Source organism: Pseudodesulfovibrio sediminis (assembly GCF_020886695.1).
Taxonomy (GTDB): Bacteria; Desulfobacterota; Desulfovibrionia; order Desulfovibrionales; family Desulfovibrionaceae; genus Pseudodesulfovibrio; species Pseudodesulfovibrio sediminis.
The window spans coordinates 2,246,087-2,271,635 of the sequence record NZ_AP024485.1 but is presented as its reverse complement, the minus strand read 5'-3'; the positions used below and the strand labels follow the sequence as shown (position 1 = coordinate 2,271,635).

General features: G+C 56.5%; 24 protein-coding genes. 19 read left to right on the top strand and 5 right to left on the bottom strand.

Annotation, left to right across the window (positions count from 1 at the left end; genetic code table 11):
* Window positions 1–4: 4 nt before the first annotated feature.
* Entirely contained in the window at window positions 5–835 is an 831-nt protein-coding gene (locus SRBAKS_RS10925) for a phage capsid protein (RefSeq protein WP_229590926.1), read from the bottom strand.
* 459 nt (window positions 836–1,294) lie between these two features.
* On the opposite strand from SRBAKS_RS10925, the gene SRBAKS_RS10920 reads away from it, so the two are divergent.
* From SRBAKS_RS10920 to SRBAKS_RS10845, 16 genes are all read left to right on the top strand, one after another.
* Complete coding sequence (locus SRBAKS_RS10920) at window positions 1,295–2,005, top strand: DUF429 domain-containing protein (protein WP_229590925.1); 711 nt, start codon at window positions 1,295–1,297, stop codon at window positions 2,003–2,005.
* A gap of 16 nt (window positions 2,006–2,021) precedes the next feature.
* The gene (locus SRBAKS_RS10915) at window positions 2,022–3,251 is read left to right on the top strand and encodes a ChaN family lipoprotein (protein ID WP_229590924.1); all 1,230 of its coding nucleotides are present in this window, start codon (window positions 2,022–2,024) and stop codon (window positions 3,249–3,251) included.
* Window positions 3,252–3,731 (top strand): hypothetical protein, encoded by a 480-nt coding sequence (locus SRBAKS_RS10910; protein ID WP_229590923.1) that lies wholly within the window; start codon window positions 3,252–3,254, stop codon window positions 3,729–3,731.
* Between the two features lie 64 nt (window positions 3,732–3,795).
* Entirely contained in the window at window positions 3,796–4,329 is a 534-nt protein-coding gene (locus SRBAKS_RS10905; protein ID WP_229590922.1) for an acyloxyacyl hydrolase, read from the top strand.
* A gap of 18 nt (window positions 4,330–4,347) precedes the next feature.
* On the top strand, window positions 4,348–5,061 hold the full coding sequence (locus tag SRBAKS_RS10900; RefSeq protein WP_229590921.1) for a DUF6125 family protein: 714 nt from the start codon (window positions 4,348–4,350) through the stop codon (window positions 5,059–5,061).
* 83 nt (window positions 5,062–5,144) lie between these two features.
* Window positions 5,145–5,465, top strand: a complete 321-nt coding sequence (locus SRBAKS_RS10895) for an ArsR/SmtB family transcription factor (RefSeq protein WP_229590920.1) — start codon at window positions 5,145–5,147, stop codon at window positions 5,463–5,465.
* Window positions 5,466–5,801: 336 nt separating this feature from the next.
* On the top strand, window positions 5,802–6,620 hold the full coding sequence (gene mutM, locus SRBAKS_RS10890; protein ID WP_229590919.1) for a bifunctional DNA-formamidopyrimidine glycosylase/DNA-(apurinic or apyrimidinic site) lyase: 819 nt from the start codon (window positions 5,802–5,804) through the stop codon (window positions 6,618–6,620).
* Window positions 6,621–6,824: 204 nt separating this feature from the next.
* Window positions 6,825–8,366: a murein biosynthesis integral membrane protein MurJ gene (murJ, locus tag SRBAKS_RS10885; RefSeq protein ID WP_283816463.1), complete on the top strand. Its 1,542-nt coding sequence runs from the start codon at window positions 6,825–6,827 to the stop codon at window positions 8,364–8,366.
* Window positions 8,366–9,127 (top strand): tRNA1(Val) (adenine(37)-N6)-methyltransferase, encoded by a 762-nt coding sequence (locus SRBAKS_RS10880; RefSeq protein ID WP_229590918.1) that lies wholly within the window; start codon window positions 8,366–8,368, stop codon window positions 9,125–9,127. Before murJ ends, SRBAKS_RS10880 begins: the two co-directional genes overlap by 1 nt.
* The gene (locus SRBAKS_RS10875; RefSeq protein ID WP_229590917.1) at window positions 9,128–10,033 is read left to right on the top strand and encodes a C-GCAxxG-C-C family (seleno)protein; all 906 of its coding nucleotides are present in this window, start codon (window positions 9,128–9,130) and stop codon (window positions 10,031–10,033) included.
* A 3-nt stretch (window positions 10,034–10,036) separates the two neighbouring features.
* Window positions 10,037–11,380 carry an AAA family ATPase gene (locus SRBAKS_RS10870; RefSeq protein ID WP_283816462.1) on the top strand — a complete coding sequence of 448 codons (1,344 nt, stop codon included), beginning with the start codon at window positions 10,037–10,039 and terminating at the stop codon, window positions 11,378–11,380.
* The gene (locus tag SRBAKS_RS10865) at window positions 11,370–12,329 is read left to right on the top strand and encodes a metallophosphoesterase family protein (RefSeq protein WP_229590915.1); all 960 of its coding nucleotides are present in this window, start codon (window positions 11,370–11,372) and stop codon (window positions 12,327–12,329) included. Before SRBAKS_RS10870 ends, SRBAKS_RS10865 begins: the two co-directional genes overlap by 11 nt.
* A complete protein-coding gene (locus SRBAKS_RS10860) occupies window positions 12,319–12,642 on the top strand; it encodes a hypothetical protein (protein ID WP_229590914.1) in 324 nt (107 codons plus the stop codon). Before SRBAKS_RS10865 ends, SRBAKS_RS10860 begins: the two co-directional genes overlap by 11 nt.
* Before the next feature lie 3 nt (window positions 12,643–12,645).
* Entirely contained in the window at window positions 12,646–13,299 is a 654-nt protein-coding gene (locus tag SRBAKS_RS10855; RefSeq protein ID WP_229590913.1) for a hypothetical protein, read from the top strand.
* A 380-nt stretch (window positions 13,300–13,679) separates the two neighbouring features.
* Window positions 13,680–14,813, top strand: a complete 1,134-nt coding sequence (locus tag SRBAKS_RS10850) for an efflux RND transporter periplasmic adaptor subunit (RefSeq protein ID WP_229590912.1) — start codon at window positions 13,680–13,682, stop codon at window positions 14,811–14,813.
* Window positions 14,810–18,040 (top strand): efflux RND transporter permease subunit, encoded by a 3,231-nt coding sequence (locus SRBAKS_RS10845; protein ID WP_229590911.1) that lies wholly within the window; start codon window positions 14,810–14,812, stop codon window positions 18,038–18,040. Before SRBAKS_RS10850 ends, SRBAKS_RS10845 begins: the two co-directional genes overlap by 4 nt.
* A gap of 312 nt (window positions 18,041–18,352) precedes the next feature.
* On the opposite strand, the gene SRBAKS_RS10840 is transcribed toward SRBAKS_RS10845, so the two are convergent.
* Window positions 18,353–19,729 carry a peptidase U32 family protein gene (locus SRBAKS_RS10840; protein ID WP_229590910.1) on the bottom strand — a complete coding sequence of 459 codons (1,377 nt, stop codon included), beginning with the start codon at window positions 19,727–19,729 and terminating at the stop codon, window positions 18,353–18,355.
* Window positions 19,730–19,818: 89 nt separating this feature from the next.
* Window positions 19,819–20,679 (bottom strand): PHP domain-containing protein, encoded by an 861-nt coding sequence (locus SRBAKS_RS10835; RefSeq protein WP_229590909.1) that lies wholly within the window; start codon window positions 20,677–20,679, stop codon window positions 19,819–19,821.
* A gap of 140 nt (window positions 20,680–20,819) precedes the next feature.
* Between SRBAKS_RS10835 and SRBAKS_RS10830 the strand changes: the two genes are divergently transcribed.
* The 3 genes from SRBAKS_RS10830 (at window position 20,820) to SRBAKS_RS10820 (ending at window position 21,937) form a co-directional block, all read left to right on the top strand.
* Window positions 20,820–21,008, top strand: coding sequence for a Trm112 family protein (locus tag SRBAKS_RS10830; protein ID WP_229590908.1), 189 nt, complete (start codon window positions 20,820–20,822; stop codon window positions 21,006–21,008).
* A gap of 136 nt (window positions 21,009–21,144) precedes the next feature.
* Window positions 21,145–21,558, top strand: a complete 414-nt coding sequence (locus SRBAKS_RS10825; protein ID WP_229590907.1) for an Hsp20/alpha crystallin family protein — start codon at window positions 21,145–21,147, stop codon at window positions 21,556–21,558.
* Between the two features lie 13 nt (window positions 21,559–21,571).
* The gene (locus SRBAKS_RS10820; protein ID WP_229590906.1) at window positions 21,572–21,937 is read left to right on the top strand and encodes an Hsp20/alpha crystallin family protein; all 366 of its coding nucleotides are present in this window, start codon (window positions 21,572–21,574) and stop codon (window positions 21,935–21,937) included.
* 92 nt (window positions 21,938–22,029) lie between these two features.
* Here the strand turns inward: SRBAKS_RS10820 and SRBAKS_RS10815 are convergent, their stop codons facing one another.
* Together SRBAKS_RS10815 and SRBAKS_RS10810 are read right to left on the bottom strand one after the other, a co-directional pair.
* Window positions 22,030–22,704, bottom strand: coding sequence for a response regulator (locus SRBAKS_RS10815; protein WP_229590905.1), 675 nt, complete (start codon window positions 22,702–22,704; stop codon window positions 22,030–22,032).
* Window positions 22,697–25,489, bottom strand: coding sequence for a PAS domain-containing sensor histidine kinase (locus tag SRBAKS_RS10810; protein ID WP_229590904.1), 2,793 nt, complete (start codon window positions 25,487–25,489; stop codon window positions 22,697–22,699). The genes SRBAKS_RS10815 and SRBAKS_RS10810 overlap by 8 nt, the downstream gene beginning before the upstream one ends.
* Window positions 25,490–25,549 lie beyond the last annotated feature (60 nt).

The following is a 25,549-nucleotide window of genomic DNA, read 5'->3' as shown; positions in this document are numbered from 1 at the left end:
CCGATTAGAGGATGACTGCATCGTCGTCGCACTGGATTTCAACAATGCCGTCGCCGTCGATGAGGCAGGCCCCTGCGCTGAGCATGTGGTCCACCAAGTGGGCGGCCTTTTCCGGCACCCAGTCGACGAACGCCTGGATTTTCTGGCCTTCGGCCAGACCCGCGGCGTTGCGGTGGTAAACAAAACACTTGCGGATGCCGTCCTCGACAGGCAGTCCGGTGTGGAACATCCAGGTGATGCCCAACCAGGTGCGGGATTCGGTGCCTTTGAGCCAGGCATACTGGTCGCCTGCGTAGTCGCTGGATTTGAACTCCTGGATGTTGAGCAGCTCATTCCATTGGTGGGGGCCGACCACGGCAAAGCGATTGCCGTCATCAGGTACGTCGTTGGCGTTGAGGGTACCGAATGCCTGGAGGATCTTGTCCTTGGTCAGGCCGGTGGCGGCTTCGGCGACCACGTTGGTGGCTCCGTCGAGCTTGGTGATGATGAGTTCGTCGATCTTGCGTCCGAGCGCCCAGGCTCCAGCATCGGCGGCCACCTGTTTTTCGTCGCTCTTGTCCTTGAGTTCGTCGAGTTTGTCGATGTACTCGGCGGCGTACCAGTCAGAGAGAGTACAGGAGACATTCGAGTGGTTGAGGTTCATGAGCGGCACATTACCGTGACGGGTCTTTTTGCCTGCCGCGCCCTTGCCGACCTTCTGGAAGACGCACTTGGAGCCTTCGACTTCGGTCTGGAGCCGGACGGTCTGACGCATTTTGGAGCCATGGGCCTGATACGCCTGGTGCACCATCTCAACATATTGGGTTACAAAACCATTGCTGACAGTTGTGGACATGCTTTCTCCTTTGTCCGTTGAAGTATGAAACAGATCGGGTGTCCGAAATGCGGCTGTTCAACGGGTGTCCACAAGGGGGAAAAGGACCATTCCATTTTCATCCTCACGGGCCGTTTCCAAAACCTCCGGGCCGGGAGAAGCCTACCACGGCTTTTTCTTGAAACGGTCAACCGGAGGGCGCAGGTACCTCAGGGGAGCCGAGAAACATGAACTTTGCGCTTGACCGATTTTTGAGGCCGCAGACTTGTATGACGAAGTAGCAGAATATCAGTATGATAGAGAGATCAGGCCAGACCATGCATGTCGCGTTGATTTCCATTTTCATCCCATGGCCCTCCTCCTGCCTGTTTTGAATGACAGTGCGCTCGTTAACAGGACGAGAGATGTCTTTGGGGGGGTGAAAACGGGGAGCTTGTGCAATGTGTTGCGGGGAGTTGATGGGGGGCGTATGTCTGTGAAATGAAACATGTGGGCATTGACGGATGCAAGGGCGGCTGGGTCGCTGTCTGGACCGCCGAAGGGCAATGGGGCTGTACCGTGTATCCGACTATACGCGACCTCTGGAAGGCGCATTTGGATGCCGGGGTACTCCTTCTGGATATGCCTATCGGGCTGGCTCGAAGTGGCGACAGAAAGGCGGATATCGAGACCCGGAAGCGGCTTGGAGCGCGGAAGAGCTCCCTTTTCAACGCACCGGTCCGAGGCGCTGTCTACGCCGGGTCAAAAGCGGAAGCACGGGAAATCAACCGATTAGCTACCGGTAAGTCGTTAAGTGAACAATCATTGTGTCTTATAAATAAGATGCAAGAGGTTGATATGTTCCTGACGGCTGTGCCCGAAGCCAGGGCCGTTTTTCGTGAATCGCACCCGGAACTGGCCTTTTCTCTGGTCGCAGGCACGGACATGCGGTACGCTAAGCGGGACGTGCTTGGGGTGATCGAACGGTTCGAGTTGTTGGAATTGCATGTGCCGGGGCTGCGCGCCCTTGTTGCCTCGGTGCGGGAGCGTCATGTCATGACGCAGGTGGCCGGTGATGATATTCTGGATGCCTGTATCCTGTGTGTCATGGCGTGGAAAAGTCGAGGCAGGTTGGCGTCCATACCCGATCCGCCTGAAAGAGATGAAAACGGGTTGCCCATGGCGATCTGGTACTATGATATTACGTCGTAACCCGAAGGAATGCATAATGGGTCACAATCGCGGATTGATTTTTTTCCTCCTGATGGCACTACTGACCGTTGGAGCGTGTGTGAAAAAGGCACCTGAAGTGGTTATGCATCCGCCCCTGGATGTGACGTTCCTGCCTCAGCGGGGCGATTTCGTCTCACAGTATGGGAATCGCCTGGCGGCGCAGGACGTCGTGGATATGGCCGCGAGCTATGACTATGTTCTGATTGGCGAAGGGCACCGGAATGTCTGGGACCACAAGATTCAGCAACAGCTGTTGTCCGGTCTTTCCAGTGATGGCAAGGGAGTGGCGCTTGGTCTTGAGATGGTCGCCGTGGATATGCAGCCGGTGCTCAATGATTTTGCCAAGGGGCTGGTGGAGCCGGAAGCCCTGTCCGAGGAGCTGGAGTGGCCAGAGCGGTGGGGATACAGCTTTTCTATGTTCAAGGATCTTTTTGTCATAGCCCGTCGAAACAGTGTCCCCATTGCCGGATTGAATATGCCTTCTGCCGTAACGCGCAAGATATCCAGAGAGGGGCGGGAGTCCCTGACTGAGGAGGAGGCTGCCCTGCTTCCTGCCACCATCGTACCCCCATCCTCGGAGCAGCGGGAGACGCTGGATGCCGTGTTTGCCCTGCATGAGACAAAGGATATGGATGATCCGGTCCAGCGGGAGCGGTTTTATCTGGTTCAGTCTCTCTGGGATTCCAAGATGGCTGAAGAGGCTGTGCGGTTGAGAAGAGAGTTTGACTGGCCCGTGCTGATTATCGCCGGGGCCGGTCATGTTGAACAGGAATGGGGCATTGCCATGCGTCTCAGACAGTTTGACCCCGGAGCGCGGGTGCTTTCCATCATGCCGTGGCGCGGCGGCGAGTTCGATGCCAGTGCAGGGGATGTCTTTTTCTATTCTCCCGACACCTATGAATCAAAAATGGGGGCGACCCTGACCGGATTGGGCGAGGGCGGCATTCTGGTGGAGGGCGTCAAGCGTGGTTCGCGGGCTGCCAAGGCCGGACTCCGTCCCGGGGATGTGCTTGTGGAGGCTTCCGGTATGCCGCTCGACCATCTGTACAGTCTCCATGTGGCCGGAACCAAGGTGCATGAAGTCGGTGAGGAGCTGGTCTTTACGGTCAGGCGCGGTACCCGGACATTTGTGGCCAATGTAGGCAAACTGGGTGTTCCCAAGGCAAAGACCGCTGCAGTGAAGCCCCCGGTTCCTGTGGCTGATCCAGAAACAAAGGAACAATAGATGAGACGTTCTGTACTACTTTTAGTAATACTTTTCCTCCCTGCTCTGGCTTACAGTGACGATCTGTCAGGGTTGATACCTGAGAAGGCCGGGAGAATGGTCCGTATGCAGCTTGTGGTCGGTGCCGAGGCGCAGGCCGAAGTGGATACGCTGCATGGCAAGGCCCTGCCCGCCGAGGCCAGTGTTATCGGTCGGTATGCGCGGCCTGGAATCTCCAAGCAGCCTGCCGAGGTCTGGATTTCGCGTGTGCGATCGGAAGCCGAGGCGCGCCGCCAGACCGGGCTCATGGTCCACAAGATGTTTGAAAATCCCCAATCGCCTTTCAAGCATCCCAGGCGCATAGAGGCGAACGGACTGTCCGTGTACCGATTTACCGGTATGGGCCAGGAGCACCTCATCTGGTCCAAGGGCGATCTTGTCTATTGGATCAGCGTCGCACCGGATGGGGTCGATGATATGGTGGACGTTTTTTGCAGATGATTTGATGTCAAACCGGCAGTAGTATCAGGTTGAGCAGTTTATCTATTCAAAGAAGGTGAATACCATGAAAGTTTCAGCGCTTTTTTTGACTCTGGTTATTACATTGTTTGCCTTGACCCCGGCCATGGCCGAGGGTGGTGTCTCGGAAATACGCGGTGGGTTGTACGCCCACGATGTTGATCTGTGGAGTTTTGATCGTGAGGATGGTCCGGACGTCAACGTTGAGGTGCTCTTCAACTCGCCGTCATTTCTTGAAGCGCTCTGGGCGCCGAGGCCTCACCTGGGCGCCACGATCAACACCGATGGCGACACGTCTCACCTCTATGGAGGGTTGACATGGGAATATGATCTGCCCGAGAATTTTTTCGTGGACGGCAACCTGGGAGCGTCCGTGCATAATGGCAAGCTCGACACCAATGACGATGATCGGAAGTCGCTGGGCTCCCGCATCCTCTTCCGGTTGGGGGCAGCGCTCGGGTACAACATAACCGAGCATGTCAATGTCTCCCTTCAGTACGAACATATGTCCAACGCCTATCTTGCTGAACCCAACGAGGGGATGGATAACATCGGTCTCCGGTTGGGCTATCGCTTCTAACGGTTCAAGGAATCATACATGACGCAAAAGGGTAAGGAGATCGCCGAGTTGGCGGAGGTTATCCGCCAACTGACGGCGCATTACGGGTTGTGGTTGGCAGAGAGCGTTGCCGAGCTGGGGCTGGAAGCGGCCCTTGATGCGGAGAAAGAGGCTGGCGATCGTCTGGTGCAGGTCATACAGGGCAAGCTCGGCAGGGCGCTGGGAAAGGACGCTGATGGTTTGTTGGCCGATGTAGACCCTGTGCTGATCGGGAACGTCACCCAGGCTCTGCGGACCTCGTGGCTGGCCGCGGACGGCGTCTGGTTTCAGGCCGTGGAAGGACAGGCGGGCATGGTCACGGCAAAGAAGATCAACGACACCTGCTGGACCCGTTTCGCGCCGCTTGAGGCTCGCCGGGCCAAGGATATTCTCGGTCTGCCTGACAATGGCGGTATCGAGGCCCTGAAGGCCGCGCTGGCCACGCGCATGTACGGGAAGCTCAATACATGGGAGTTTGCCGAGGAGACCGCCAATAGTGTGGTGTTCCGCATGACCGACTGTCGGGTGCAGACCGCCCGCAAGCGGAAGGGGCTTGCCGATTATCCCTGCAAATCGGGTGGAGTGGTCGAGTACACAGGCTTTTCATATGAGATCGACCCGCGTTTTTCCTGTGAATGTGTGGCCTGCCCCCCGGACAGGCACCCTGAAAAATGGGTGTGCGCCTGGCGTTTTAGCCTGGCTGAATCCGAATAGTCCGTGCGGCAGGCAGCGGGGTGGATTTTTGTCCGTTGACAGAAGACATTTCGACAGTTATCAAATTGTCAACGAGAGAATCAATGAACATCCCAGTGAATACCAAACGCATGGCCGCCATAATGAAGGCCCTTTCCAACCCGAACAGGCTTGCGCTGTTCTTGGAAATCGCCAGCTCTGCGGACGAGCAGCGCTACAAGGACGGATGCGGCGACTGCTTTGTCTGCGATATCATCAAGCGCATGAAGATCGGAGCGCCCACGGTATCGCATCATCTGAAGGAATTGACCAACGCCGGACTTATTGAAACGGAGCGTCAGGGCAAGTTTCTGGTAGCTCGCATCAATACTTCGGTGGTGGAAGAGATACGTGAACTGCTCAAGCCCATGGGCGTTTCGACGTAGTCCGTCCCTTTTTTTGCGAAGACAATTCGATTCTTGTCAAATTGTCAATAAATCTGGAACGGGCAGCGCCGTTCAAGGCAGGCGTCTTTGCTCAGAGTTGGCTGAGCAAGCAATATAAAGGAGTTGTAATGACCATGGATTTTATCATGATATTGTCTTTCTGGTGTGCTGTACTTGCTTTTGTGCAGTGGAAGACGCTCTATCTGTTGGAACCGAACAAGAGCCGCTCTTGTCGTAAATAATACCGATTACCTCCCTCCTCCCTTGAGAGCTCCCGGTCGCTGCTGTGGCCGGGAGTTCTTTTCAGTACAGCCAAATTCAGGTACGTACCTTGGCATGCCGGAACTGCCTGAAGTCGAAGTCATTGCACGCGGTCTTGACCACACCCTGAAAGGACGCACCATCCTCAGCGCCGAGGTCCCGGGCCTGACCAGGCTCAGCGATCCAGCCGAGTCGTTGGTGCCCAGGGTTGTCGGGCGAACCATTGTACGCGCCTACCGTCGAGCCAAGGTGCTACTGGTTGAAATGGATGACCGCTCCACCCTTGTTTTTCATCTCAAGATGACGGGCCGGGTGGTGCATGGACAGACGCGGCCGATGAACAAGCATGATCGTATCGCTTTCAATCTGGACGATGGGAGTCAGCTCGTTTTTTCGGATATGCGCAAGTTCGGCTATGTACGCTCGTTTACGCCCGGAGAGCTTGGGAACTGGGAATTTCTGCGCAAGGTCGGGCCGGAGCCGCTTGAAACCGAGGCCGCACTCATGGCCGAGCGTGTCCTGCATCGAAAATCGGCCATCAAGGGATTGCTCCTCAACCAGACCGTGGTGGCCGGGGTGGGGAACATCTATGCCGATGAATCCCTGTTTCGGGCGGGCATTCATCCCGAAACCAAGGGGAGCCGCATCGGACGGGCCAGGGCCGAGACTCTGTTCACCGAGTTGCAGGCCGTCCTCAAGCTCGCTATCAAGGAGAACGGCAGCTCCATTTCAGATTATGTGAATGCCAGCGGCGATGCCGGGGCGTTTCAGAACAGCTTCAATGTGTATGGCAAAAAAGGGCAGCAATGCGTTCAGTGCGGCACAGTGCTCAAGTCGACCACAGTGGCCGGGCGCACATCGACGTTTTGTCCCCAATGTCAGCGCAAGCGATAAGTTATTGGACACCGAAACGAGTTGTTGAACCCGGATTGTGTCATTGCAGACCTGTGAAGTCTGATATGTGGCAGGATGGACAATTCATGCTCGAAATAGAGAGTGCATTCAGTTGAATGCGAATTTTTCTAGAAAAAGTTTAGACTGTGTGACGTCGAAATACCGCATCGAATTTGACACGAATAGAGACTGCAAAGGCACAAAGTGAACGTACACGGAAGAACCATAGCGAAGAACGCCGCCATCATGGCGGGCGCAACGTTGATCTCACGCGGATTGGGGTTTGTGCGGGATATTATCGTGGCTTTCGCCCTCGGAGCGGGGCTTTTTGCCGACGCTTTTTTTGTGGCCTTTCGCATCCCGAATCTGCTCCGCAGACTTTTTGGCGAAGGGTCGCTGACCATGGCCTTTGTGCCGGTTTATTCCAGGGTCAGGGAAGAAGAGGGCGAAGAGGCTGCGCAGGCCATGGCCCGGTCAGCCATGATCTGGCTGGCCATGATCCTTGTTTTCATCACGGTGCTCGTGGAGATTCTGGCGCGTCCCCTGACCATTGTTATCGCCCCTGGGTTCCTGGATAACAGCGAGCAGTTTCGGGCTACCGTAGATCTTGTTCGTATTTGCTTCCCTTACGTCATTTTCATCTGCGGCGTGGCCCTGTGTATGGGCATACTCAACAGCCGGGATCATTTTCTGGCTCCGGCCCTGGCTCCGGTGGCCTTGAACGTGGCACTGATCGGCTCTGCGCTGTTCGGCTATTACATGGGGTATAATGTCGCGTATTCAATGGCATATGGCGTGCTGATAGGCGGCGCGGCCCAATGGTTGCTGCAACAGCCTTTTCTGGTGAGGAGCGGGTTCTCCTGGCGTGGCCCGTGGGCCTGGAAAAACAAGGGTGTGGCCCGCATGGGGCTGCTCATGCTGCCCACGGTATTCGGGGCCGCGGTGTATCAGCTCAATATCGTGCTCAGCACCCTGCTCGCCTCCTATCTGCCGGTGGGGTCGGTTTCCTATCTCTATTACGCCGACCGGCTGGTGCAGTTTCCCCTCGGCGTGTTCGGGGTGGCCATATCCACTGCCGCCCTGCCGAGCCTGGCCAAGCTGGCTGCAAGAGGTGAGCTTGAGGAGTTCGATTCAGCCCTGACTTCAGCGCTAGGCCTGACTCTCTTTATCGCCCTGCCTGCCGCTGCCGGACTTGTCGGCCTGGCCGAACCGATTATCGGGATCCTGTTTCAACGGGGAGCCTTTACGCCCGAAGCTGTGGTGGCAACGGCGCAGGCGCTGATCGCCTACTCCATCGGGTTGCCGTTCATTGCGCTGTCCCGCCCTCTGGTCGCAGGCTTCTATGCCCTGGAAGACACCAAGACACCCGTGAAGATCGCGGTGGTCTGTCTGATGGCCAATATAGGGCTTGGCGTGTGGCTCATGCAGTTCCTGTCCCATATCGGCCTTGCGCTGGCTGTCAGCCTCTCGTCGTTTCTGAATTTTGTCCTGCTCTATGTGCTGCTTACCCGAAAACGCGGCGCACGGCTGCTGCCTCCGGGGTCCACCTTCAAGACAGGATTGCTCTCCATCCTCATCGGGTGGGGGGCCTACGCGACCGCCTCCCTGCACCCGTGGTGGCTGGTGCTCATTCCGGTCTGGGTGGTCGTGTACGTGCTCATGGCGTTCGCACTGCAGATGGTCGAGGCCCGACTCTTCTGGGGTATGATCAAGTCCCGGATTCAGCGTAAAAAAAGGACACGGTGATGGGCGGCATTGATACTGAGGCGATTCTCAAACGGCGCGATTTTTTTCCTCGCGGACTGGTGCAGCCGGAAGGGGGCTACCGCTTTTCTCTGGACTCCCTGCTTCTGGCCTCCTTTGCGCATGTGGGGAGGCGGCAGGTCGGGGTCGATCTGGGGTGTGGGTGTGGTCCGATCGCCCTTGGTCTTCTCCTTCGTCAGCCTGATTTGCATATCACCGGTGTGGAGCTTAACCCAGATGCAGTATGGTCTGCCGAGGAAAATCGAGTCAATTTGCACTTTATCGATAAGTTGACGATTGTCCAAGGCGATGTCGCTGATTGGCGACCGGAGCAGGTGGTGGATTTTGTGCTGGCCAACCCACCGTATCGAGCGCTTGGCAAGGGCAAATCAAGCCAGGGAGAAGGGCGGGAAACAGCCCGGTTTGAAGCGCAGGCCGACTTTGCCACTTTTGCCCGATGTGCAGCCGTGGCGCTCAAGACGCGCGGAAAATTTTTCTTTGTCCACCTGCCGGAACGGTTGCCGGAATTGATGGCTGATCTGGCCGAGGTTGGCTTGATGCCGAAACGCATGTGTCTGGTCCATGGCCGGGCGGATGAGACGGCCAAGATGGTGCTTATGGAGACTATGAAGGCGGGCGGCGCCGGGCTCAAGGTTGAGCCGCCGCTCATCATGCACAGTGGTAAGGGGAAGAGTACGCGGCTTACTGAGCAGGCTCTGGAATTTTGTCCGTTTTTGGCATGCAACACTGGAGAGGAAGAATAGATGGAGAGAGAATATCTGCAAACTCGCCTGGATGCCTTATTCAATGGTGACAACTATTTGTGTGCGGAATCCGTTGTTCAGGTCATTGCCGAGGCCGGGGGCAGACAGTCTGAGGACGCCATCCGTATGGCCACTGGATTTTGCAGCGGCGTGGCGCGCACCTGCGGACAATGTGGCGCAGTGAGCGGAGCCATCATGGGTATCGGAATGTTTGCCGGGCGCAGTGAGCCCGGTGGCGAGATTGATCACACCTATGCCATGATTCAGGATTTTATCGAAGCCTTCAAAGATACATATAAGAAAACCAACTGTTTTGATCTTACTGAGTGCGATTTCAGCACAGCTGAGGGGCAGACGAAATTCAAGGAAGAGAACAAGCGGAATGATTGTCTGGGATACTCGCTTTTTGCGGTGGAGACCGTACTCGCTATTCTCCGTGAGCATGGTTATCTTCCCGAATACGACGACCTGATTACATCCCAGATGGCCCCTTGCGGCCTGCTGTGCGGGAAGTGCGGGGCCTATGCGGGTGGTCCGGTGCAGACGTTGAGCGCGGCCTTGCAGGCTGAACTGGGTGACAATTTCGGCGAATACGCCAAGCGGTTTGAAGGTATGAATCCGGTCTTCAAGCAGTATGCGCCTTTTGCCGAATTGCTCGATTTTTTCGCGCATGGGTCGTGCTCCGGGTGTCGGGAAAAAGGGTGCCTTTTTCAGGCTTGTCAGGTTACGGAATGTATTCGGGACAAGGACGCGGACTTTTGTTTTCAGTGCGAGGAGTTCCCCTGCGACCACCATGGATTCCCGGAAAGGCTGGCTGTCATCTGGCAGAAAAACAATGAGAACATGCGTGACAAGGGCGTGAATGAGTGCTTCCGATTCTGTAAAGATAAGCCAAGATATCCCTAGATAATGATTAATAAAATCGTAATCGATAACTTTATGGCTCACGAACATACCGAGTTTGAACTCGGAGCTGGCGTGACCATCCTCACCGGGCCGAACAACACGGGAAAATCCGCTGTTGTGGAGGCCCTGCGTTGTCTGGCGACCAACCCCACTCCCAAGCATTACATTCGCCATGGGGCCAAGGAGGCGCGGGTCACGGTCGAGCTGGATGACGGCTCCACGGTTGCCTGGATACGCAAAAAACGATCTTCCGGATACGAGCTGTGGCGACCCGGTGACGCGGAGCCGCAGGCGTATTGGAAGTTCGGTCGCAGGCCCCCGGAAGATATCCGCGAGGTCCTCAAGCTCGACATGGTGGAGCTGGAGACCGGGAATGAGGTGGACATCCATGTGGGCAATCAGCGGGAGCCGGTTTTTCTCCTCAACCAACCGCCCTCCAATGCGGCCGCATTTTTTGCCGCATCCACGGAAAGCGCCCATCTGCTGGCCATGCAGAACCTGCTCAAGCGGCAGACGCAGGACGCCAAGCGTCGGGAACGGGAGCTGCTGGATGACGTCAGGCGGATCGAAGGGGAGATCGACCAGCTCGCCGCACTCCCGGATGTCGGTCTTCAACTGGAAAACGCCCAGACTTTGGAATTGGAATCCACCCGGCTCGAACAGGCGATTCCAGGGCTTGAATCCATACTCGAAGCCCAGCAGACCCTGACAGCGGCGATACAGAGTAAACGGATGACGGTAACGCTCCTCAATGACTTGAATGCGCCGCCTGTTCCTCAGGATGTCGAGAAGTTGAATGGACATATTTCCACACTCCGTTCAGTTGACCGTAAGGCGCGATTCACTGATGCCGTTGTGGCGTCTTTGGCGCCGCTCTCCCCGCCTCCCGAGGTTGAGGACACCCGTTCACTGGCCCAGGTGGCCGAACAGCTTTGTTCGGGCGGTGCCGCGCTTGAGCGTGCCGTTGCAAAAAAGGCGACTCTGCACACGCTCAAGGATTTTCCTGAACCGGATCAGACGGAGCCACTCGCCGGATGTATAGATGCGATGATCACTCTTTCCTATCGCCGGAATCGGCTTGCCAGATACGATGACGCGCTTCAGGCCATGGAGCCGCCCCCGTCCATTGAGCCGGGCGACGGGTTGCTTGCGCTGGTGGCTGAGCTGGAGGAGCTGGAGAACCGTCGTATCGGGCGGCAAAAGGCGTTGGACGATCTGGAGATACAGTTGCAGAGTGTTGTAGAGGCCATGGACGCACGGGTCACTGAACTGGGATGCTGCCCCACCTGTGGCGGCGACCTGACAACCGAATCCTTTATTGATCAAGGGTGCCGTCATGACAGTTGAACACGTACACGGCAACGGGCTGCTTATGCTCGGAGATCCCCATCTGGCAGACCATCCGCCGGGGCAGCGGTTGGATGGCTATCTTGATCAGATCATGAGCAAGATAGAGGCGGCACTGGCCCATGCCGATGAACTGGGGATGGTTGTGGTCTTTCTCGGCGACTTGTTTCACTGGCCGCGCGACAACTCCAACAAGATGCTTGTGGAGCTGATCCGAATTTTTGGTGCGCGGACAGGCGATTCCAAGGTCTGGGTGCTGGTGGGCAACCATGATAAATACCAGTCGAGGTTCACGGAAGACGTCTCCCTTGCCGTGCTGGATGCCGCTGGCGTGGTCAATGTCATGAAGGAGAGTGGGCCGCAGTTCATCCTTGAGACCGAAACAGGGCCGGCGCTTGTCTGCGCCAGCCCGGACGGCACGCCGCTGCCCAAGAAATATGTCCGTCAGTCGGATGATCCCGACACGGTCCTCTGGCTCACCCATCATAATATCCAGTTCCCGGAGTTCATTGATCGGGCGTATGCCATCAAGGAGCTGCCCGGCATCGACTGGCTCATCAACGGGCACATCCATCGTCCGCAAGCCACCATCACAAAGGGGCAGACCACCTGGGCGAATCCGGGCAACATCACCCGGCTGACCTTCACCCACCGCTCCATGGAGCGGGAACCGGCCGTCGCCATCTGGACGCCTGGGTGTGAGGAGCTGGAAAAGTGGGTGGTGCCGTTTGAAACCTTTGACAGGGTATTCCCTGATCAGGAGCTGCCCACCGAGGAGCAGGAGACCGAGGGCGAGTCCAATTTTATCAAGGGGTTGGAAAGGCTGGCGTGGCAGCGAACCCATGAAGGCACCGGGTTGAAACAATTTCTGGAAGAAAATCTGAGCACGGAAACCCCGGAGGGACAACTCATCTGGGGACTCTATGAGGAGGTCATACATGGTGAATAGCAACCACAATCAAACTGGGACAACCAGAGATACCAAGGTAGAACAGGAACTTAACGCGCTTCGTGGCCAATATGAGCTCCTGCGTGATCGCAAGGTGCGCACCGAGCAGGACGTGACCAATCTGTCCTCCCAGCTTGAGACCCTGAAAGAACAGGCGTTGGCGCAGTACGGCACCAGCGACATCAAGGAACTGCAAGCGCTCCTTGAAGAAAAACGATTGCAAAATGAAAAGGTTGTGGCTGAGTACCGCGAACATATCCAACAGATACAAGTGGACCTTGCCAAGGTGGAAAACCCCTCGGAGAACGAGTAGCCCATGCCTTCTCAGCAGGACATGGACGCATTGCGCGATCTGGAGCGCAGCATGGATCGCCTTTTGGCTCTGGCAGAGACCCTGCACGGCGAGCATGGCCGCGTGCGCGATAAGCTCTCCGGAGTTCAGGATTTTCTGGTGCTCGCGCCCAAGGCGCGTGACACCCTGGAGGAGCTGTCCACGGCCCTGTTCGGCAAAATTCTCGACGAGGTGGAAGCCAATCTGACCCACGCCATTCGGGAAATCCTCGGTCAGGACCGGGTTGTCACCACCCTGCGCGAGGTCAAGAACAACCGGCTTCAGGTCCATTTCCAGATCCGCAATCAGGGCAGGGAAGAGGAGATCGAGGATATCATGACCGGCCAGGGCGGCTCGGTTTGCAACATCCTGTCCGTGGGCCTGCGGCTCATCGCGCTTTCCCAGCTTCCGAAAGAGAAGCACCGCCCGTTCCTCGTGCTGGATGAACAGGATTGCTGGTTGCGCCCCGCGCTTATTCCGAAATTCATGAGCCTCATCAACGAGATTGCCAGTCGTCTGGAGCTTCAGCTTCTGGTTATCAGTCACCATCCCCTTGATCTCTTTGCCGGTTCCGCTGACCGTGTTTTCGAGCTGGTTCCCGATCGCAAGGCCGGGGCGATTATTCGTCAGGTAAAGTGATTTTTCGCGCCTGTCACATCTGGACAAACCGATTTGAGTGCTTATATATTGACTACCAAGGATCGCTGTTAAGGGGTAGTCCCATAACATATACGGAGTGACTGCAACGGAGGGTGATGTCCGTTAAACACCAGTTTACCATATATCAGCGAAACGAGTCGCGACCAACACAAGATTAGTGTGCGCATGAAGCCTTCACGCTGAGGGGAAAGCAGCAGAGGGATTGCCGGGCAAACCGGCCAGCGCACTTTTTTTGCGTCCAGTGTACAGGGGGTACGGCATGGTACGGCTGTCCGATACAGTCGGGTTTGGTTGCCGATAGGGTTACAGCCCGTGTTGTATGTGGCGGACGAGATCGGTTTTATGATACACCTGCAGTCATGATGAAAAAAGCATTGATGATACTGCTTCTGGTGTGGGTTCTCTCTCTGTCAGCCTGTGGGTCAGACCCCGTATCAACAGGTACAAAGCACTCCACCTTTACGCCCTCGTCCACTGTTGTGGCAGAGCGGGCCATCCTGCCGCGTCTCTATGACGCCGTGGGTACGGTGCAGGCCAAGACCGATGTTCGCGTGGAAGCGATGGTCACGGGTCGGGTGCTCAAGGTGCTGGTCAGGCCCGGAGACAAGGTCGCGGCCGGTGATGATCTCGTGGTGCTCGACAGCCGGGCATCCAAGTCTCGGCTTGAACGCTCGCGTCAGGCCAAATCCTCGGCGGCGAGCATGGTCAGCCAGGCCGAAAGCGTGCTTGCTGCCGCCCAGGCCGCCTACGCCAAGGCCGACACCACCTACCAACGCATGAGCACACTGCACGATCAGAAAGTGGTCACCGCAGAAGAAGTCGAAAAAGCCGAGTCCGCATTTCTGCAGGCCAAGGCGCATCTCAGCCAGGCCAAACAGGGCGTGGCCGCTGCTCAGGCCCGCACTCGCGAGGCAGGGGAAGTGGTTCAGGAAGCCGAAATCGGGCTTGGATACACCACCATCATGGCGCAGGATTCGGGCGAGGTGGCCAAGCGACTGGTCGACCCCGGAGATCTGGCGTTTCCGGGCAAGGAGTTGCTCACCCTGCATACCGGAGGCTCTCTGCATCTGGAGGCCATGGTCCGTGAATCTCTCATCGGTAAGGTCAAACTCGGTGACTCCATGATTGTTCAGGTCACCGCACTGGGCAACGACCCTCTCTCCGGCACGGTGGAGGAGATCGAGCCGTTGGCCGATCCCGTGACCCGTTCCTTTATGGTCAAGGTTCGTCTGCCCGAAGTCCCGGGCCTGTATCCCGGCATGTTCGGGCGGCTTATGGTGCCGCTGGGTGAGGTGGAGAGTGTTCTGGTGCTCGAGGCCGCCGTCATGCGCGTGGGGCAGCTTGAGACCGTCATGGTGCAGACGGAGCAGGAGTGGCAGCCTGTGCATGTGCGGACAGGCAAGGTGTACGGCGACCGTGTGGAAGTGCTGTCCGGTCTGTCCGGCGGCGAAGTCGTGGGGCTTGCAGGGCCGGTTGAGGGAGGCCAGCAATGAGCGAGGAAACGCCCCAGGTCAAAGGCTTTCTGTCGTCTTTCGTCCATTTTTTTCTGACCTCGCAGATGTCCGTTATTCTGGCCATGGCCGCCATCGTGCTCGGGGTCGCGGCCATCATGGTTACCCCGCGTGAAGAAGAGCCGCAGATTGTGGTTCCCATGGCCGATGTGCTGGTTCAGGTGCCGGGCGCTACCGCCGAAGAGGTGGAGAAGCTGGTGACCACCCCTCTGGAGCGGCTGCTCTGGCAGATCGACGGCGTGGAGTATGTCTATTCCGTTTCCAAAAAGGACATGACCTCGGTGACGGTCCGGTTTTTCGTGGGTGAAGACCGCGAGGATTCGCTCATCAAGTTGCACAACACCATCCTGAAAAATTCCGATCTGGCTCCGAATATCGTGTCCGGGTGGGTGGTCAAGCCGGTGGAGATCGACGATGTCCCCATCGTGAACCTGACCCTGCATGCGGATTTCGGCTTTGAGTCCCGGTATTCCGATTTTGATCTCAGGCGCATGGGGGAGGAGCTTTTCCACCGTCTGGCCGAGGTTGAGGACGTGTCCCGTATTTCCCTGCATTCCGGGCGCAGTCGAGAAGTGCGCGTGGAGATTCACCCAAACCGTTTGGCCGGATTCAACGTGTCGCCTCTGGAAGTCTATCGTGCCCTCAAAGGTGCTGACCGGTCCCTGTCCGCAGGCAATTTCGTGCGGCGTGACACCGAGACCCAGGTGGTCAGCCAGTCGTTCCTGTTGTCCGCTGATGACGCCGCCTCGCTGGTGGTGGGCGTGTTCGACGACAAGCCGGTTTATCTGCGTGACGTGGCCGACATCATAGACGGGCCGCAGGAGCCGACCAGTTATTCGCGCATCGGTTTTTCCGACGTGTATCTGGCCCGGGTCGATCAACCGACCGAATCCGTTTCCCGGCCTGCCGTAACGCTCGCCATTGCCAAGAAGAAAGGGGTCAATGCCGTGGCCGTGGCCGACGCGGTCGTCGCCAGAATTCACGAACTTGAGCGGAACATTCTACCCCAGGGCGTGACCGTCACCGTGACCCGCAACTACGGTGAAACAGCACAGGGTAAAGTCAACGAGCTGCTCTCTTCCCTGCTCTTTGCCATCATTACTGTCGTGGCTCTGCTTGCCTTTGCGCTCGGCTGGCGTGAGGCATTGGTGGTGGCTCTGGCCGTGCCCATGAGTTTTGCCCTGGCCCTTTTCGTGAACTATCTCTTTGGGTACACCATCAACCGGGTGACCCTGTTTGCGCTCATCCTGTCCCTCGGGCTGGTGGTGGATGATCCCATCACCAACGTGGACAATATCCAACGTCACATCCGCATGGGGATCAAAGGTCCGCTAGGTGCCACCCTTGATGCCGTGAACGAGGTGTTGCCGCCGGTCATCATGTCCACACTGGCCATTATCATTTCCTTTACCCCGCTCTTTTTCATCTCCGGCATGATGGGACCATACATGGCTCCCATGGCCGCCAACGTGCCGCTGACCGTGACCTTTTCCACTGTTGCCGCACTGACCGTGGTGCCGTGGATGGCGTATCTGCTGCTCAGGAACCGTGCCCCGTCCATGGCCGCAAAGGAAGAGAGCAAGCCGTCAGGCAACACCCGTCTGTTTGCCGTCTATGAAAAAATCATCACGCCGTTTCTGGGGACACCCCGGAATCGTCGGTTTCTGCTTTTGGGGATTGTCGGAGGACTGGCTCTTTGCGCGGGCTTGGTGCTCATGCGACTCGTGCCTCTCAAGATGTTGCCTTTTGACAACAAGAATGAATTTCAGATTCTTCTGGATTTGCCGGAAGGCAGCACGCTGGAACGTACTGACAGGGCCGTGCGCGATTTCGAGTCTTTCCTGCGGACCGTGCCTGAGGTGACCAATTTCGTGACCTTTGCCGGTCAGCCTTCTCCCATGGATTTCAATGGGATGGTGCGCCATTACTACTGGCGCGAGCAGTCCAATATGGCTGATATCCGTGTGAATCTGCTGGATAAGTCGGAGCGCTCGATGCAGTCCCACGGCATCGGCCTGAGGTTGCGCAGTGAGCTGGACGCCATTGCCAAACGGCATGGTGCGCATATCAAGGTTATCGAGACGCCGCCCGGTCCGCCCGTGATTTCCACCCTGACCACCGAGATCTATGGCAGGCCGGGGATGCCCTACGCCGGGCTCATCGAAGGGGCCAAGCATGTTTCCGGTCTGATGGAGGGGCATCAGGGGTTGGTTGATATCGATGATTCCTCCGAGACCGATCGCATGATGGTGGATTTTGTTCTGGACAAGGAAAAGGCCGCTCTGCATGGCGTGACCGCCGCGGATGTGGTGGAGACCCTGCGTTTGGCGTTGTCCGGTGCCACGCCTGCCAGCGTGCATATGGAGCATGAACGCCAGTCGTTGCCCGTGCGCATGGTCCTGCCCATACATCTGCGCACCGGTCTTGATACGCTGGGTGAGTTGCGCATGAAGAGCGGGATAGGGAGCATGGTGCCGCTGGCCGAATTGGGATACTTCCGTGAAGTGTCGGCGGAGCAGCCTGTTTATCACAAGAATCTCAAACGTGTAGCCTATGTTTTTGCCGAAACAGCGGGTATCCCGCCGGGCGAGGCTGTGCTCGATCTGCAATCCAAGCTCAAGGACAACCCCATGCCTCCGGGCACTACCGCAGAGTGGGCGGGGGAAGGCGAATGGAAAATCACACTGGATGTGTTCCGCGATCTCGGTCTGGCAAACGCGGCCGCGTTGCTCGGCATCTTCATCCTGCTGGTGGCGGAGACCGGTTCGTTTGTCATGCCGTTGCTCATCATGTCCGCCATTCCGCTGACGTTGCTTGGTATCCTGCCCGGATTCTGGCTGCTCAATGTCATTGCAGGCGGTGAAATCGGCGGGTTCGGCGATCCCGTGTTCTTCACCGCCACCTCCATGATCGGCATGATCGCTCTCGGCGGTATCGTTATTCGCAACTCACTGGTGCTTATCGAGTTCATCCAGTCGGAAGTGCGCGGCGGCAAGTCGCTCAAGCAAGCCATCGTGTTGTCCGGCGCGGTTCGTATGCGGCCCATCGTGCTCACTGCACTGACCACGGCGCTCGGGGCCTGGCCTATCACGTTGGACCCGATCTTCTCCGGACTTGCCTGGGCGCTCATCTTCGGCCTCGTGGCCTCAACCCTGTTCACCCTGGTTGTCGTCCCAAGCGGCTATTACGCCCTCTACGGAGACAAGTAGGGCCGCTTCAGGCGATGCCTGCCAGAGAACCTCTTTAAAAGGTTCTCTGGACTTTCCAAAACTTTTTGTCGCTCGCTGCGCTCGGAGTGGGCGGAAAAAGTGATTGAAGGTGCTGTGTGGGCTGGTGTGTATACACGGGCGCATCTTGAGGCGATGTGGAATATAAGAAACAGCGAGGGTCCTTATCACTTCCACCAACTTCGCAAAGCGCGATAAAATGTTTTGGAAAAAGAGGGATGGGGGTCTGGGGGGAAGGGAGAGAAGGTCTTTTTCAAAAGGCCTTCTCTCCCTTCCCCCCAGCTGCCAGCGGCATCACCCGATACCGGGCGTCCTGATGAACATGCCGGGTTTGATTTCCGGGTGGTCGCAGATGAGCACACCTTTTTGGCCTGGGTGGGAGACATCGAGTTTGAGGCCCTGGTCGTTTTCCACGCCATAGTCCTGCGGTGTGATGGTTGGGCGGATCATGCCGGGAATGAGCAACTGCATGTTTTCGGAGGTTGTCCAGCGTGCCTTGGTCTGGATGAGCCATTTGCTGTCGCCTGCCGGTTCGAGAATCCGTGCGAGCACGGGTTTTTTCTCTCCCGGTTCGGGTGGCGCGGCAATGATGCCTCGTTTGTCGGGATCGAAAAAGCCGGTGGTCAGTGGCCGGGTGGCGGCATTGACCAGCTCGGGCAGATATTTTTCGGCCTGAAATTTTCCTGTGGCGATGTCGTTGAGGGCTGTGCGATGGGCGTCGACCACCTGCGCGAGATAGGCGGAGCTTTTGGTCCGTCCTTCGAGCTTCACGGACGCGACCTTCATGCGCGAGAACCACTCCAGGTAGTGGAGCAGGCAGAGATCTTCCGCGGCAAAAAATTTGGTCCAGCCGTCCGTGTCGAGGGCCTCGGAGAGTGCCTCGTCCGCAGGGGCGTCGGTCTCTGGCTGGGGGGCTTCAAAGGCAAATTCATCGTCGCTCTCAAAGGTGAACTCGGCATCGGTTTCATTGCCGTATTCACGTATTTCCCACATCTCCTGACCCGGCCGGGTGCGTTCTTCAAAGGTCACGGATGACGGCTTGTACTCATAGCGGCAGGGATGGGAACATTCGCCGAGATTGCCGGGGCGGTCATTGAGCAGCGCGGACATGTAGCAGCGGCCTGAGATGGCCATGCACATGGCGCCGTGTACGAACACTTCAAGCTCCATGTTGGGCATCTGTTTGCGGGTTACGGACAGCATCTCGTTCAGCTCGGCCGCACGCAGTTCACGGGCCACGTTTACGCGGCGGGCACCGTTTTCGCGCCAGAAACGGACGGACTCGGAGTTGGAGGTGTTGGCCTGCGTGGAGACATGGACCGGGATCTCCGGCAGCTCTCGACGCATGAGACGGATCACGCCGGGGTCGGCAGCGATGACCGCATCCGGCTTGAGTTCTCCCAGGGTTTCGATCTGTTCCCGCACCTGTGCCATGTGTGATTCACGCGGATAGACATTCAGGGTGTAGTAGACCTGCACGCCGGCCGCCCTTGCCAAAGCAATGCCTTTCGTCAGGCTTGTCTTGTCAAAACCACCGGCGCCGGCTCGAAGGTTCAACCCTTCTCCGCCGAGATACACGGCGTCGGCACCATACAGAATAGCGGTTTCAAGCTTTTCCATATCCCCGGCAGGGGCCAGCAATTCAGGTATGTACGAATGAATATCAGGCATGGAAGCAGGCTACAACAAAGAGGGGTGTTTCGTCACCCTTCTCGCTGACCGTGTTTTGGTGCAGGGAGAGCGACAGGGTTGCGGGATGATTAAATTGGTAACCCATTGGCTTTCCTTGCTTCTTTCATCTTGAGGAGCAGCTCGGCAGGGACATGCAGCCCGCCCTTGCCTTTGCCGAGCCTGATGCTGGGTTTGACGGAACCATGAAAGTCGGACCCGCCGCTGGCGAGCAGTCCAAGACGATCGGCCATTTCTTCATAGGCTTTGGTCTCGGCGTCCGAGTGTTCGGAGTAGTAGACCTCGATGCCGTCCAGACCGAGCTGCATGAGGTCGGCGGTCAACGCCTCGGTTTCCTGAAGATTGAGGCCGAGCGCAAAGGGGTGCGCCAGGATGGATGTGACACCAAGCGTGTTGAGGATGGAAAAGGCCTGTTCAGACGTGAAGTTGCGCTTGGGTACAAACGCACGGCCAGCGTCGCCGAGCCAGACCTTGAAGGCCTCGTTCATGGAGGAGACTACTCCCAGCCTGATGAGTTCCTGGGCAAAGTGGGGACGCCCCACGGTTCCGCGGGCGCGGGCAGCGACATCTTCGTAGGTGATGGTGATGCCCAGCGAGCGAAGCTTGGCCACGATTTCATGGTTGCGGATGGCGCGCCCTTCGATGATCCAGTCAAAGGCGGTCTGGAGTTCGACCGGGTTGGGCGGGACCCACAGGGCCACGACATGCAGCCAGCCCGCTCCCTCTGGGGATTCCAGGCTCAGCTCGGCCCCCGGTATGACTTCGACGCCGTACTCCTCGCCTGCTTCAAGGGCTTCGGGGATCCCCTGAAGCGTGTCGTGGTCCGTGATGGCGATTGCGCTCAGGCCGGACTCCTTTGCCAGTTTGACCAGCTCTCTGGGGGAGAGGGTGCCGTCTGAAGCAGTGGTATGCGTATGGAGATCAATGCTCATTGGTGCTCTTTGGTGTGTGCTATTCGAGGATGTATGCTGTTTTCATGAAATACTTCGCATATTGTGCGAGGTAAAGTAAACAAAGCCGGTTGCCAGTTTCAAATGGGATGGATAGAGTTGGTGAGCACAAGGAGGCTGCAATGACAATGAATACTGAACTGCTGGATATTTTGGTCTGTCCAAAATGCAAGGGTGATGTCGCCCTGAAACCCGCCGGAGACGGATTGGCCTGCGACAGCTGCAAGGTTGTCTACCCGGTGAAGGATGACATCCCGATCATGCTGGTGGACCAGGCCGTGCCCGAAAAGGAATGGACCGGCTCCAAATAACGACCGATCAGCCATGAATCCGCACATGCTTCGCCCCTGAAAATTGGGACGGAGCATTTTTTTTCCACACCCCTCTTGACGGATAAAAAAACGTGTCTACCTTTTTTGCAACGAGAGAAAAAGGAGGTTTTATATCATGGTAATTGATTTCAACACACTCTACAATTTCCCTTCACGCTTTGATCGGGTCTTTGAAGACTTTTTGCGGTCTCCGGCAGGTGAGAGTCGGCGCATGGCATACCCTCCGCTCAATTTGAGCAATGATGAAGAAAATATTTATGTTCGCGCAGAAGTGCCTGGGGTTTCCATCGAGGATGTGGATCTGACGTTGACCGACAAGACGCTGGTGCTCAGGGGTGAACGAAAAACAACCGATGAAAAATTCTTCAGGCAGGAACGTCAGTGCGGTGTTTTCCACAGGGTTGTCAACATTGGTATCCCCGTGCAAAGAGACAAGGTCTCTGCCTCCATGGTTAACGGCATTCTGACGGTGACGTTACCGAAGTCCGAAGATGTCAAGCCGAGAAATATCAGTATCGAAGTGGGATAAAGGAGGGGCGAAAATGAGTAACATTGCAAAAAGAGATGAGGCTGGCGTGACTCGTTACCGTCCGGCCACGGATATTCTGGAACGTGAGAACGGGTTCTATGTCTACATGGACCTGCCCGGCGTCAGGCGTGAGGATTTGATTATCGACCTGGAAGAGGACGAACTGACCATCACCGGCAGGACCAGTCTGAATCTGGGTGAGAACGAACATTTTGTGGAAATGCAGTTTGGCGACTGTGAATATGTTCGTACCATTTCCATCACGGACATGGTGGACCGTGAACGCATCAAGGCCAATCTTGACGGAGGCGTGCTGGAACTGCACCTGCCCAAGGTGGAGAAGGAACAGCCCAAGCGGATTTCCATCACGGCCGGATAGCGGCAATTTTTTTGAGCCATTCCCAATAAAGGGCCCCTGGTGACTCTCGTATTCGAGGGTCTCAGGGGCTTTTTTGCGGTGAATGGTCGCGTCTAGATCGCCCAGGTCTCCAGATCGATCAGTCCGAGGCGGGCCGAGTACCGAATCAGTTCAACAGTGTTTTTCAGGTCGAGCTTTTTCATGAGGTTGGTGCGGTGGTTCTCCACTGTCTTTGGGGAAATATACAGCTCGTTGGCCACTGCTTTTACGGATAGTCCTTCGGCGAGCATGCGCATGACCTCTTGTTCTCGGGGCGTCAGCGTTGAATACGGGTCGTTCTGATCCGTCTGGGATTTGTTGTCCGCTTCCATGAGCTTCATGATCACTTCATGGGACAGGGCATTGTCCAGAAATATTTCGCCCGACGCCACGGTATCCAGTCCCTGGATAAGCTGGGCGGCGGCGGATTCCTTGATCATGTACCCTGTGGCTCCGGCTCTGAAGGCCTCCACGATATAGTCGGCCTCGGCGTGCATGGAGATGATGACGAAGCGAGTGTCGGGCAGGGGCACCCTGAGTTCACGAATCATCTGGATGCCGCTCATTTCAGCCATGGATATATCGACCAGCATGATGTCCGGTTCGTATTTCTTGGCGAGTTTGAGGCCTTCCTTGCCATTGCCCGACTCAGCACAGACAGCATATTTTTTGTCGCGGCTGATGATGGTCTTGAGCCCTTCTCTGAACAGGGGGTGGTCGTCGACGATCATGATGTCCATATCAATCATGTCTCCTTGCGTTTTCAATGGGTACTTTGAAGAGGATTCTGGTGCCGGTCCCTATCCTGGACTGGATTTCCATGGTTCCGCCGATAAGGCGGGCCCGCTCTTCCATGCTCCGCATGCCCATTCGTTTTTCCGCATCAGCTTCAGTCATTCGCTCTTTGGGTATAAAGCCTTTTCCGTTGTCCTCGATGCGAATGAGGATATCGGGATGACTCTTCACCAATCGTACCGTTATTTTATTGGCTTCAGCATGCTTGCCAATATTGCGTACCGCTTCCTGAACCATGCGATAGATATTGATTTCCGTATCAAAATCCAGAGTTACAGTCTCGATTCCTATGGAGAAAAAGTCAACGGAGAAACCATATTTGCTCCCTGAGTCCTGGCAGAGGTTGTCGAGCGCTTTGACCAGTCCGAGCTGGTCCAGCGCAGGCGGTCTGAGTCCGTAGGCGATGTCCCGGACTGAAGCGATGGCTTTGCGCAGGACCTGGGCCATGGATTCGCCGCGCTCCTCCAGCCTGGGGTCCACGTTGTCAACGTCGTCAAAGAGGGTCTCCATCTTGAGCATGATGGAAGAGAGGTCCTGGGCCACGTTGTCGTGCAGGTCGCGAGAGATGCGTTGCCGTTCATCTTCCTGAACGAGAATGAGCTGCTTGGTGAGCGAAGTGATGCGCTCCTGAGCCTTGCTGCGTTCATCGGCTTCCGCCTTGAGCTGGGCGTTGGCTTTGGATAGTTCCGCTGTTCGCTTGTTGATGCGGTCTTCCATCTGTGCGTGAGCGGCCAGCAACTCGGCTTCAAGCTTCTTGTGCCGTGTGACATCGGTCAATATTTCGATCTGGGCATCCTTGCCGCCCCATGAGATTGGTTTGACATTCAATGTCAGCCATTTGATTTCTTTGTTTTTCGTAATAACCCTGAATGAGGCGAAGGCATCCTTGCGTTTGCCCGTTACATACGTTCCCATTTGGCCCAGGGCCATGGCCTTGTCTTCAGGATGGGCGAGTTCTATGGGGTGAATCTGCTTCAATTCGTCGGTGGTATAGCCCAGAATGCTGGACATGGATTCGTTGATGTATTTTGTCAGTCCGTGCTGGGTGACAGCCACACCTTCTTGAGAATTTTCCGCAAGAACGCGATACCGTTCTTCTGAATCCATCAACGCCTGCTCTGCCCGTTTTCTCGGGGTGACGTCCAGCAGGGAGACAATGACGCGGGAAAGGCATTTCTTGTATTCGTCCGGAACAAAGAAGTGGACCATGACCCAGATGGTTTCGCCGTTCAAGGTGCGGTTGGTGATCTCGCCGCAATACTCGTATCCTCCCGATGCCAGCATGATTATTTCTTCGGTAAAGGCGGCCATGGAGCTTTCGGTCAGGATTTTATCCAGGTTGCCGAAGAGTTGCTCCTTGGACCGGGCCGCAAGGAGATCCAGCGTGGCCTTGTTGACATCGACGACTTTGATCAATGAGGCGCATGTGTTCAGGGACTCCGGGTGGTTGTAGAAATATTCCCTGAAGTCGGTGATCCCCTGTGCTTTCAGTTCCTCGAAATATTGTTTGAGATCGGAAAGGTCTTCTTCCCAGAGAGAGATTGGCGAATCCTCGAACAGGGTCCTGTAGCGGGTTTCTCGTTTGGCCAGCTCGGCCTGTGCCTGCTTGCTTTTAGTTATGTCGCGGGAAAGCCCCTGATAGCCGCATGGCTTGCCGTCACGATCAAAGATTCTTTTGACCACGGTTTCCATCCAGAATCGGCTTCCGTCTCCACGAAAATGTTCCAGTTCCATGCGGTTGACGAAATCAAAATTACCTTCGCTTTCAACCTGGGCGCGTTTTTTGACCGCATCTTCAAAGATCGGAATGGATTCGGGAACGATGAAATCAAACAGGTGTATCTTGGTTACTTCTTCCGAGTCATAGCCCCAGACCTCCTTCACCGAAGGCGTGGTGTAGGTGAAATTGAGGTCCAAATCCAGTGTCCAGATGACGTCGGTGATATTCTCTGTGAGAAAACGGAACTTCTCTTCATTGGCGCGGAGGGCCTGTTCGGCTATTTTGCGGGCCGTGATATCAGTGGCAATGCCCTCGACGGCGACAGGGGTGCCCATCGCGTCCCGATGCAACACAAGCCGCTGATTGACCCATCGAACATCACCGGATTTGTGAACATACTGCAGTTCGTAGTCCGGCCTGATGATGCCGTTGTTCAGTTCTTCCCACATTTCATCGAAATACTCGCGCCAGTCAGGGTGGACAATCCTCTTGAAGAGTAGAGGTTCCAGCTTGTGCTCCTTGAGCGTGTACCCGAAAAATCGTTCTACCGAAGAGCTCAGGTAGTCGAACTTTCCGTCAGGAAGACGCAGTCGGAAAAAGATGTCGCTGGTGGCGTCCGAGATGAATTTCAGGCTTGCGTTGCAGGCATTCAGGTCTTCGGAGTTCACTGCGTCGTGCATGACGGAGACTATGTGGCTCAATTGTCCCGAGCCGTCGAAAACGGGGTCGAAGCGGCCCCAGACCGTCAGGTGTTCACCCAATTTGGTGCGGATGGCGAATTCCCCATCCCAGCTTTTACCTGATTGGAGCGTGGGGAGGATATCCGTCTCGTAGAGGGCGAGTGTGGTATCCGGCAGAACGGCCTCCGGCGGCAGAATACCGATCTCATTCTTGCCGTATCCGTAATAGTCCAGAAATGCCTGGTTGGTGAGTATCGGGCAGAGATCCGGCAGACGCACAGCCATGGCCACGCCAGAAGCGTTGATGATCTGTTCGAACAGGTGTGGAGCTGATGTCATGTCCGGAAAGCCTGGGCCGGAGGATGCTGTTTTCTTCACTGTAAGCCTGGTTTGTAAACA

Coding starts and splice junctions, on each gene's coding strand:
- SRBAKS_RS10925 (WP_229590926.1), bottom strand. CDS start 835: ATGTCCACAACTGTCAGCAATGGTTTTGTAACCCAATATGTTGAGATG.
- SRBAKS_RS10920 (WP_229590925.1), top strand. CDS start 1,295: ATGAAACATGTGGGCATTGACGGATGCAAGGGCGGCTGGGTCGCTGTC.
- SRBAKS_RS10915 (WP_229590924.1), top strand. CDS start 2,022: ATGGGTCACAATCGCGGATTGATTTTTTTCCTCCTGATGGCACTACTG.
- SRBAKS_RS10910 (WP_229590923.1), top strand. CDS start 3,252: ATGAGACGTTCTGTACTACTTTTAGTAATACTTTTCCTCCCTGCTCTG.
- SRBAKS_RS10905 (WP_229590922.1), top strand. CDS start 3,796: ATGAAAGTTTCAGCGCTTTTTTTGACTCTGGTTATTACATTGTTTGCC.
- SRBAKS_RS10900 (WP_229590921.1), top strand. CDS start 4,348: ATGACGCAAAAGGGTAAGGAGATCGCCGAGTTGGCGGAGGTTATCCGC.
- SRBAKS_RS10895 (WP_229590920.1), top strand. CDS start 5,145: ATGAACATCCCAGTGAATACCAAACGCATGGCCGCCATAATGAAGGCC.
- mutM (WP_229590919.1), top strand. CDS start 5,802: ATGCCGGAACTGCCTGAAGTCGAAGTCATTGCACGCGGTCTTGACCAC.
- SRBAKS_RS10880 (WP_229590918.1), top strand. CDS start 8,366: ATGGGCGGCATTGATACTGAGGCGATTCTCAAACGGCGCGATTTTTTT.
- SRBAKS_RS10875 (WP_229590917.1), top strand. CDS start 9,128: ATGGAGAGAGAATATCTGCAAACTCGCCTGGATGCCTTATTCAATGGT.
- SRBAKS_RS10870 (WP_283816462.1), top strand. CDS start 10,037: ATGATTAATAAAATCGTAATCGATAACTTTATGGCTCACGAACATACC.
- SRBAKS_RS10865 (WP_229590915.1), top strand. CDS start 11,370: ATGACAGTTGAACACGTACACGGCAACGGGCTGCTTATGCTCGGAGAT.
- SRBAKS_RS10860 (WP_229590914.1), top strand. CDS start 12,319: ATGGTGAATAGCAACCACAATCAAACTGGGACAACCAGAGATACCAAG.
- SRBAKS_RS10855 (WP_229590913.1), top strand. CDS start 12,646: ATGCCTTCTCAGCAGGACATGGACGCATTGCGCGATCTGGAGCGCAGC.
- SRBAKS_RS10850 (WP_229590912.1), top strand. CDS start 13,680: ATGATGAAAAAAGCATTGATGATACTGCTTCTGGTGTGGGTTCTCTCT.
- SRBAKS_RS10845 (WP_229590911.1), top strand. CDS start 14,810: ATGAGCGAGGAAACGCCCCAGGTCAAAGGCTTTCTGTCGTCTTTCGTC.
- SRBAKS_RS10840 (WP_229590910.1), bottom strand. CDS start 19,729: ATGCCTGATATTCATTCGTACATACCTGAATTGCTGGCCCCTGCCGGG.
- SRBAKS_RS10835 (WP_229590909.1), bottom strand. CDS start 20,679: ATGAGCATTGATCTCCATACGCATACCACTGCTTCAGACGGCACCCTC.
- SRBAKS_RS10830 (WP_229590908.1), top strand. CDS start 20,820: ATGACAATGAATACTGAACTGCTGGATATTTTGGTCTGTCCAAAATGC.
- SRBAKS_RS10825 (WP_229590907.1), top strand. CDS start 21,145: ATGGTAATTGATTTCAACACACTCTACAATTTCCCTTCACGCTTTGAT.
- SRBAKS_RS10820 (WP_229590906.1), top strand. CDS start 21,572: ATGAGTAACATTGCAAAAAGAGATGAGGCTGGCGTGACTCGTTACCGT.
- SRBAKS_RS10815 (WP_229590905.1), bottom strand. CDS start 22,704: ATGATTGATATGGACATCATGATCGTCGACGACCACCCCCTGTTCAGA.
- SRBAKS_RS10810 (WP_229590904.1), bottom strand. CDS start 25,489: ATGACATCAGCTCCACACCTGTTCGAACAGATCATCAACGCTTCTGGC.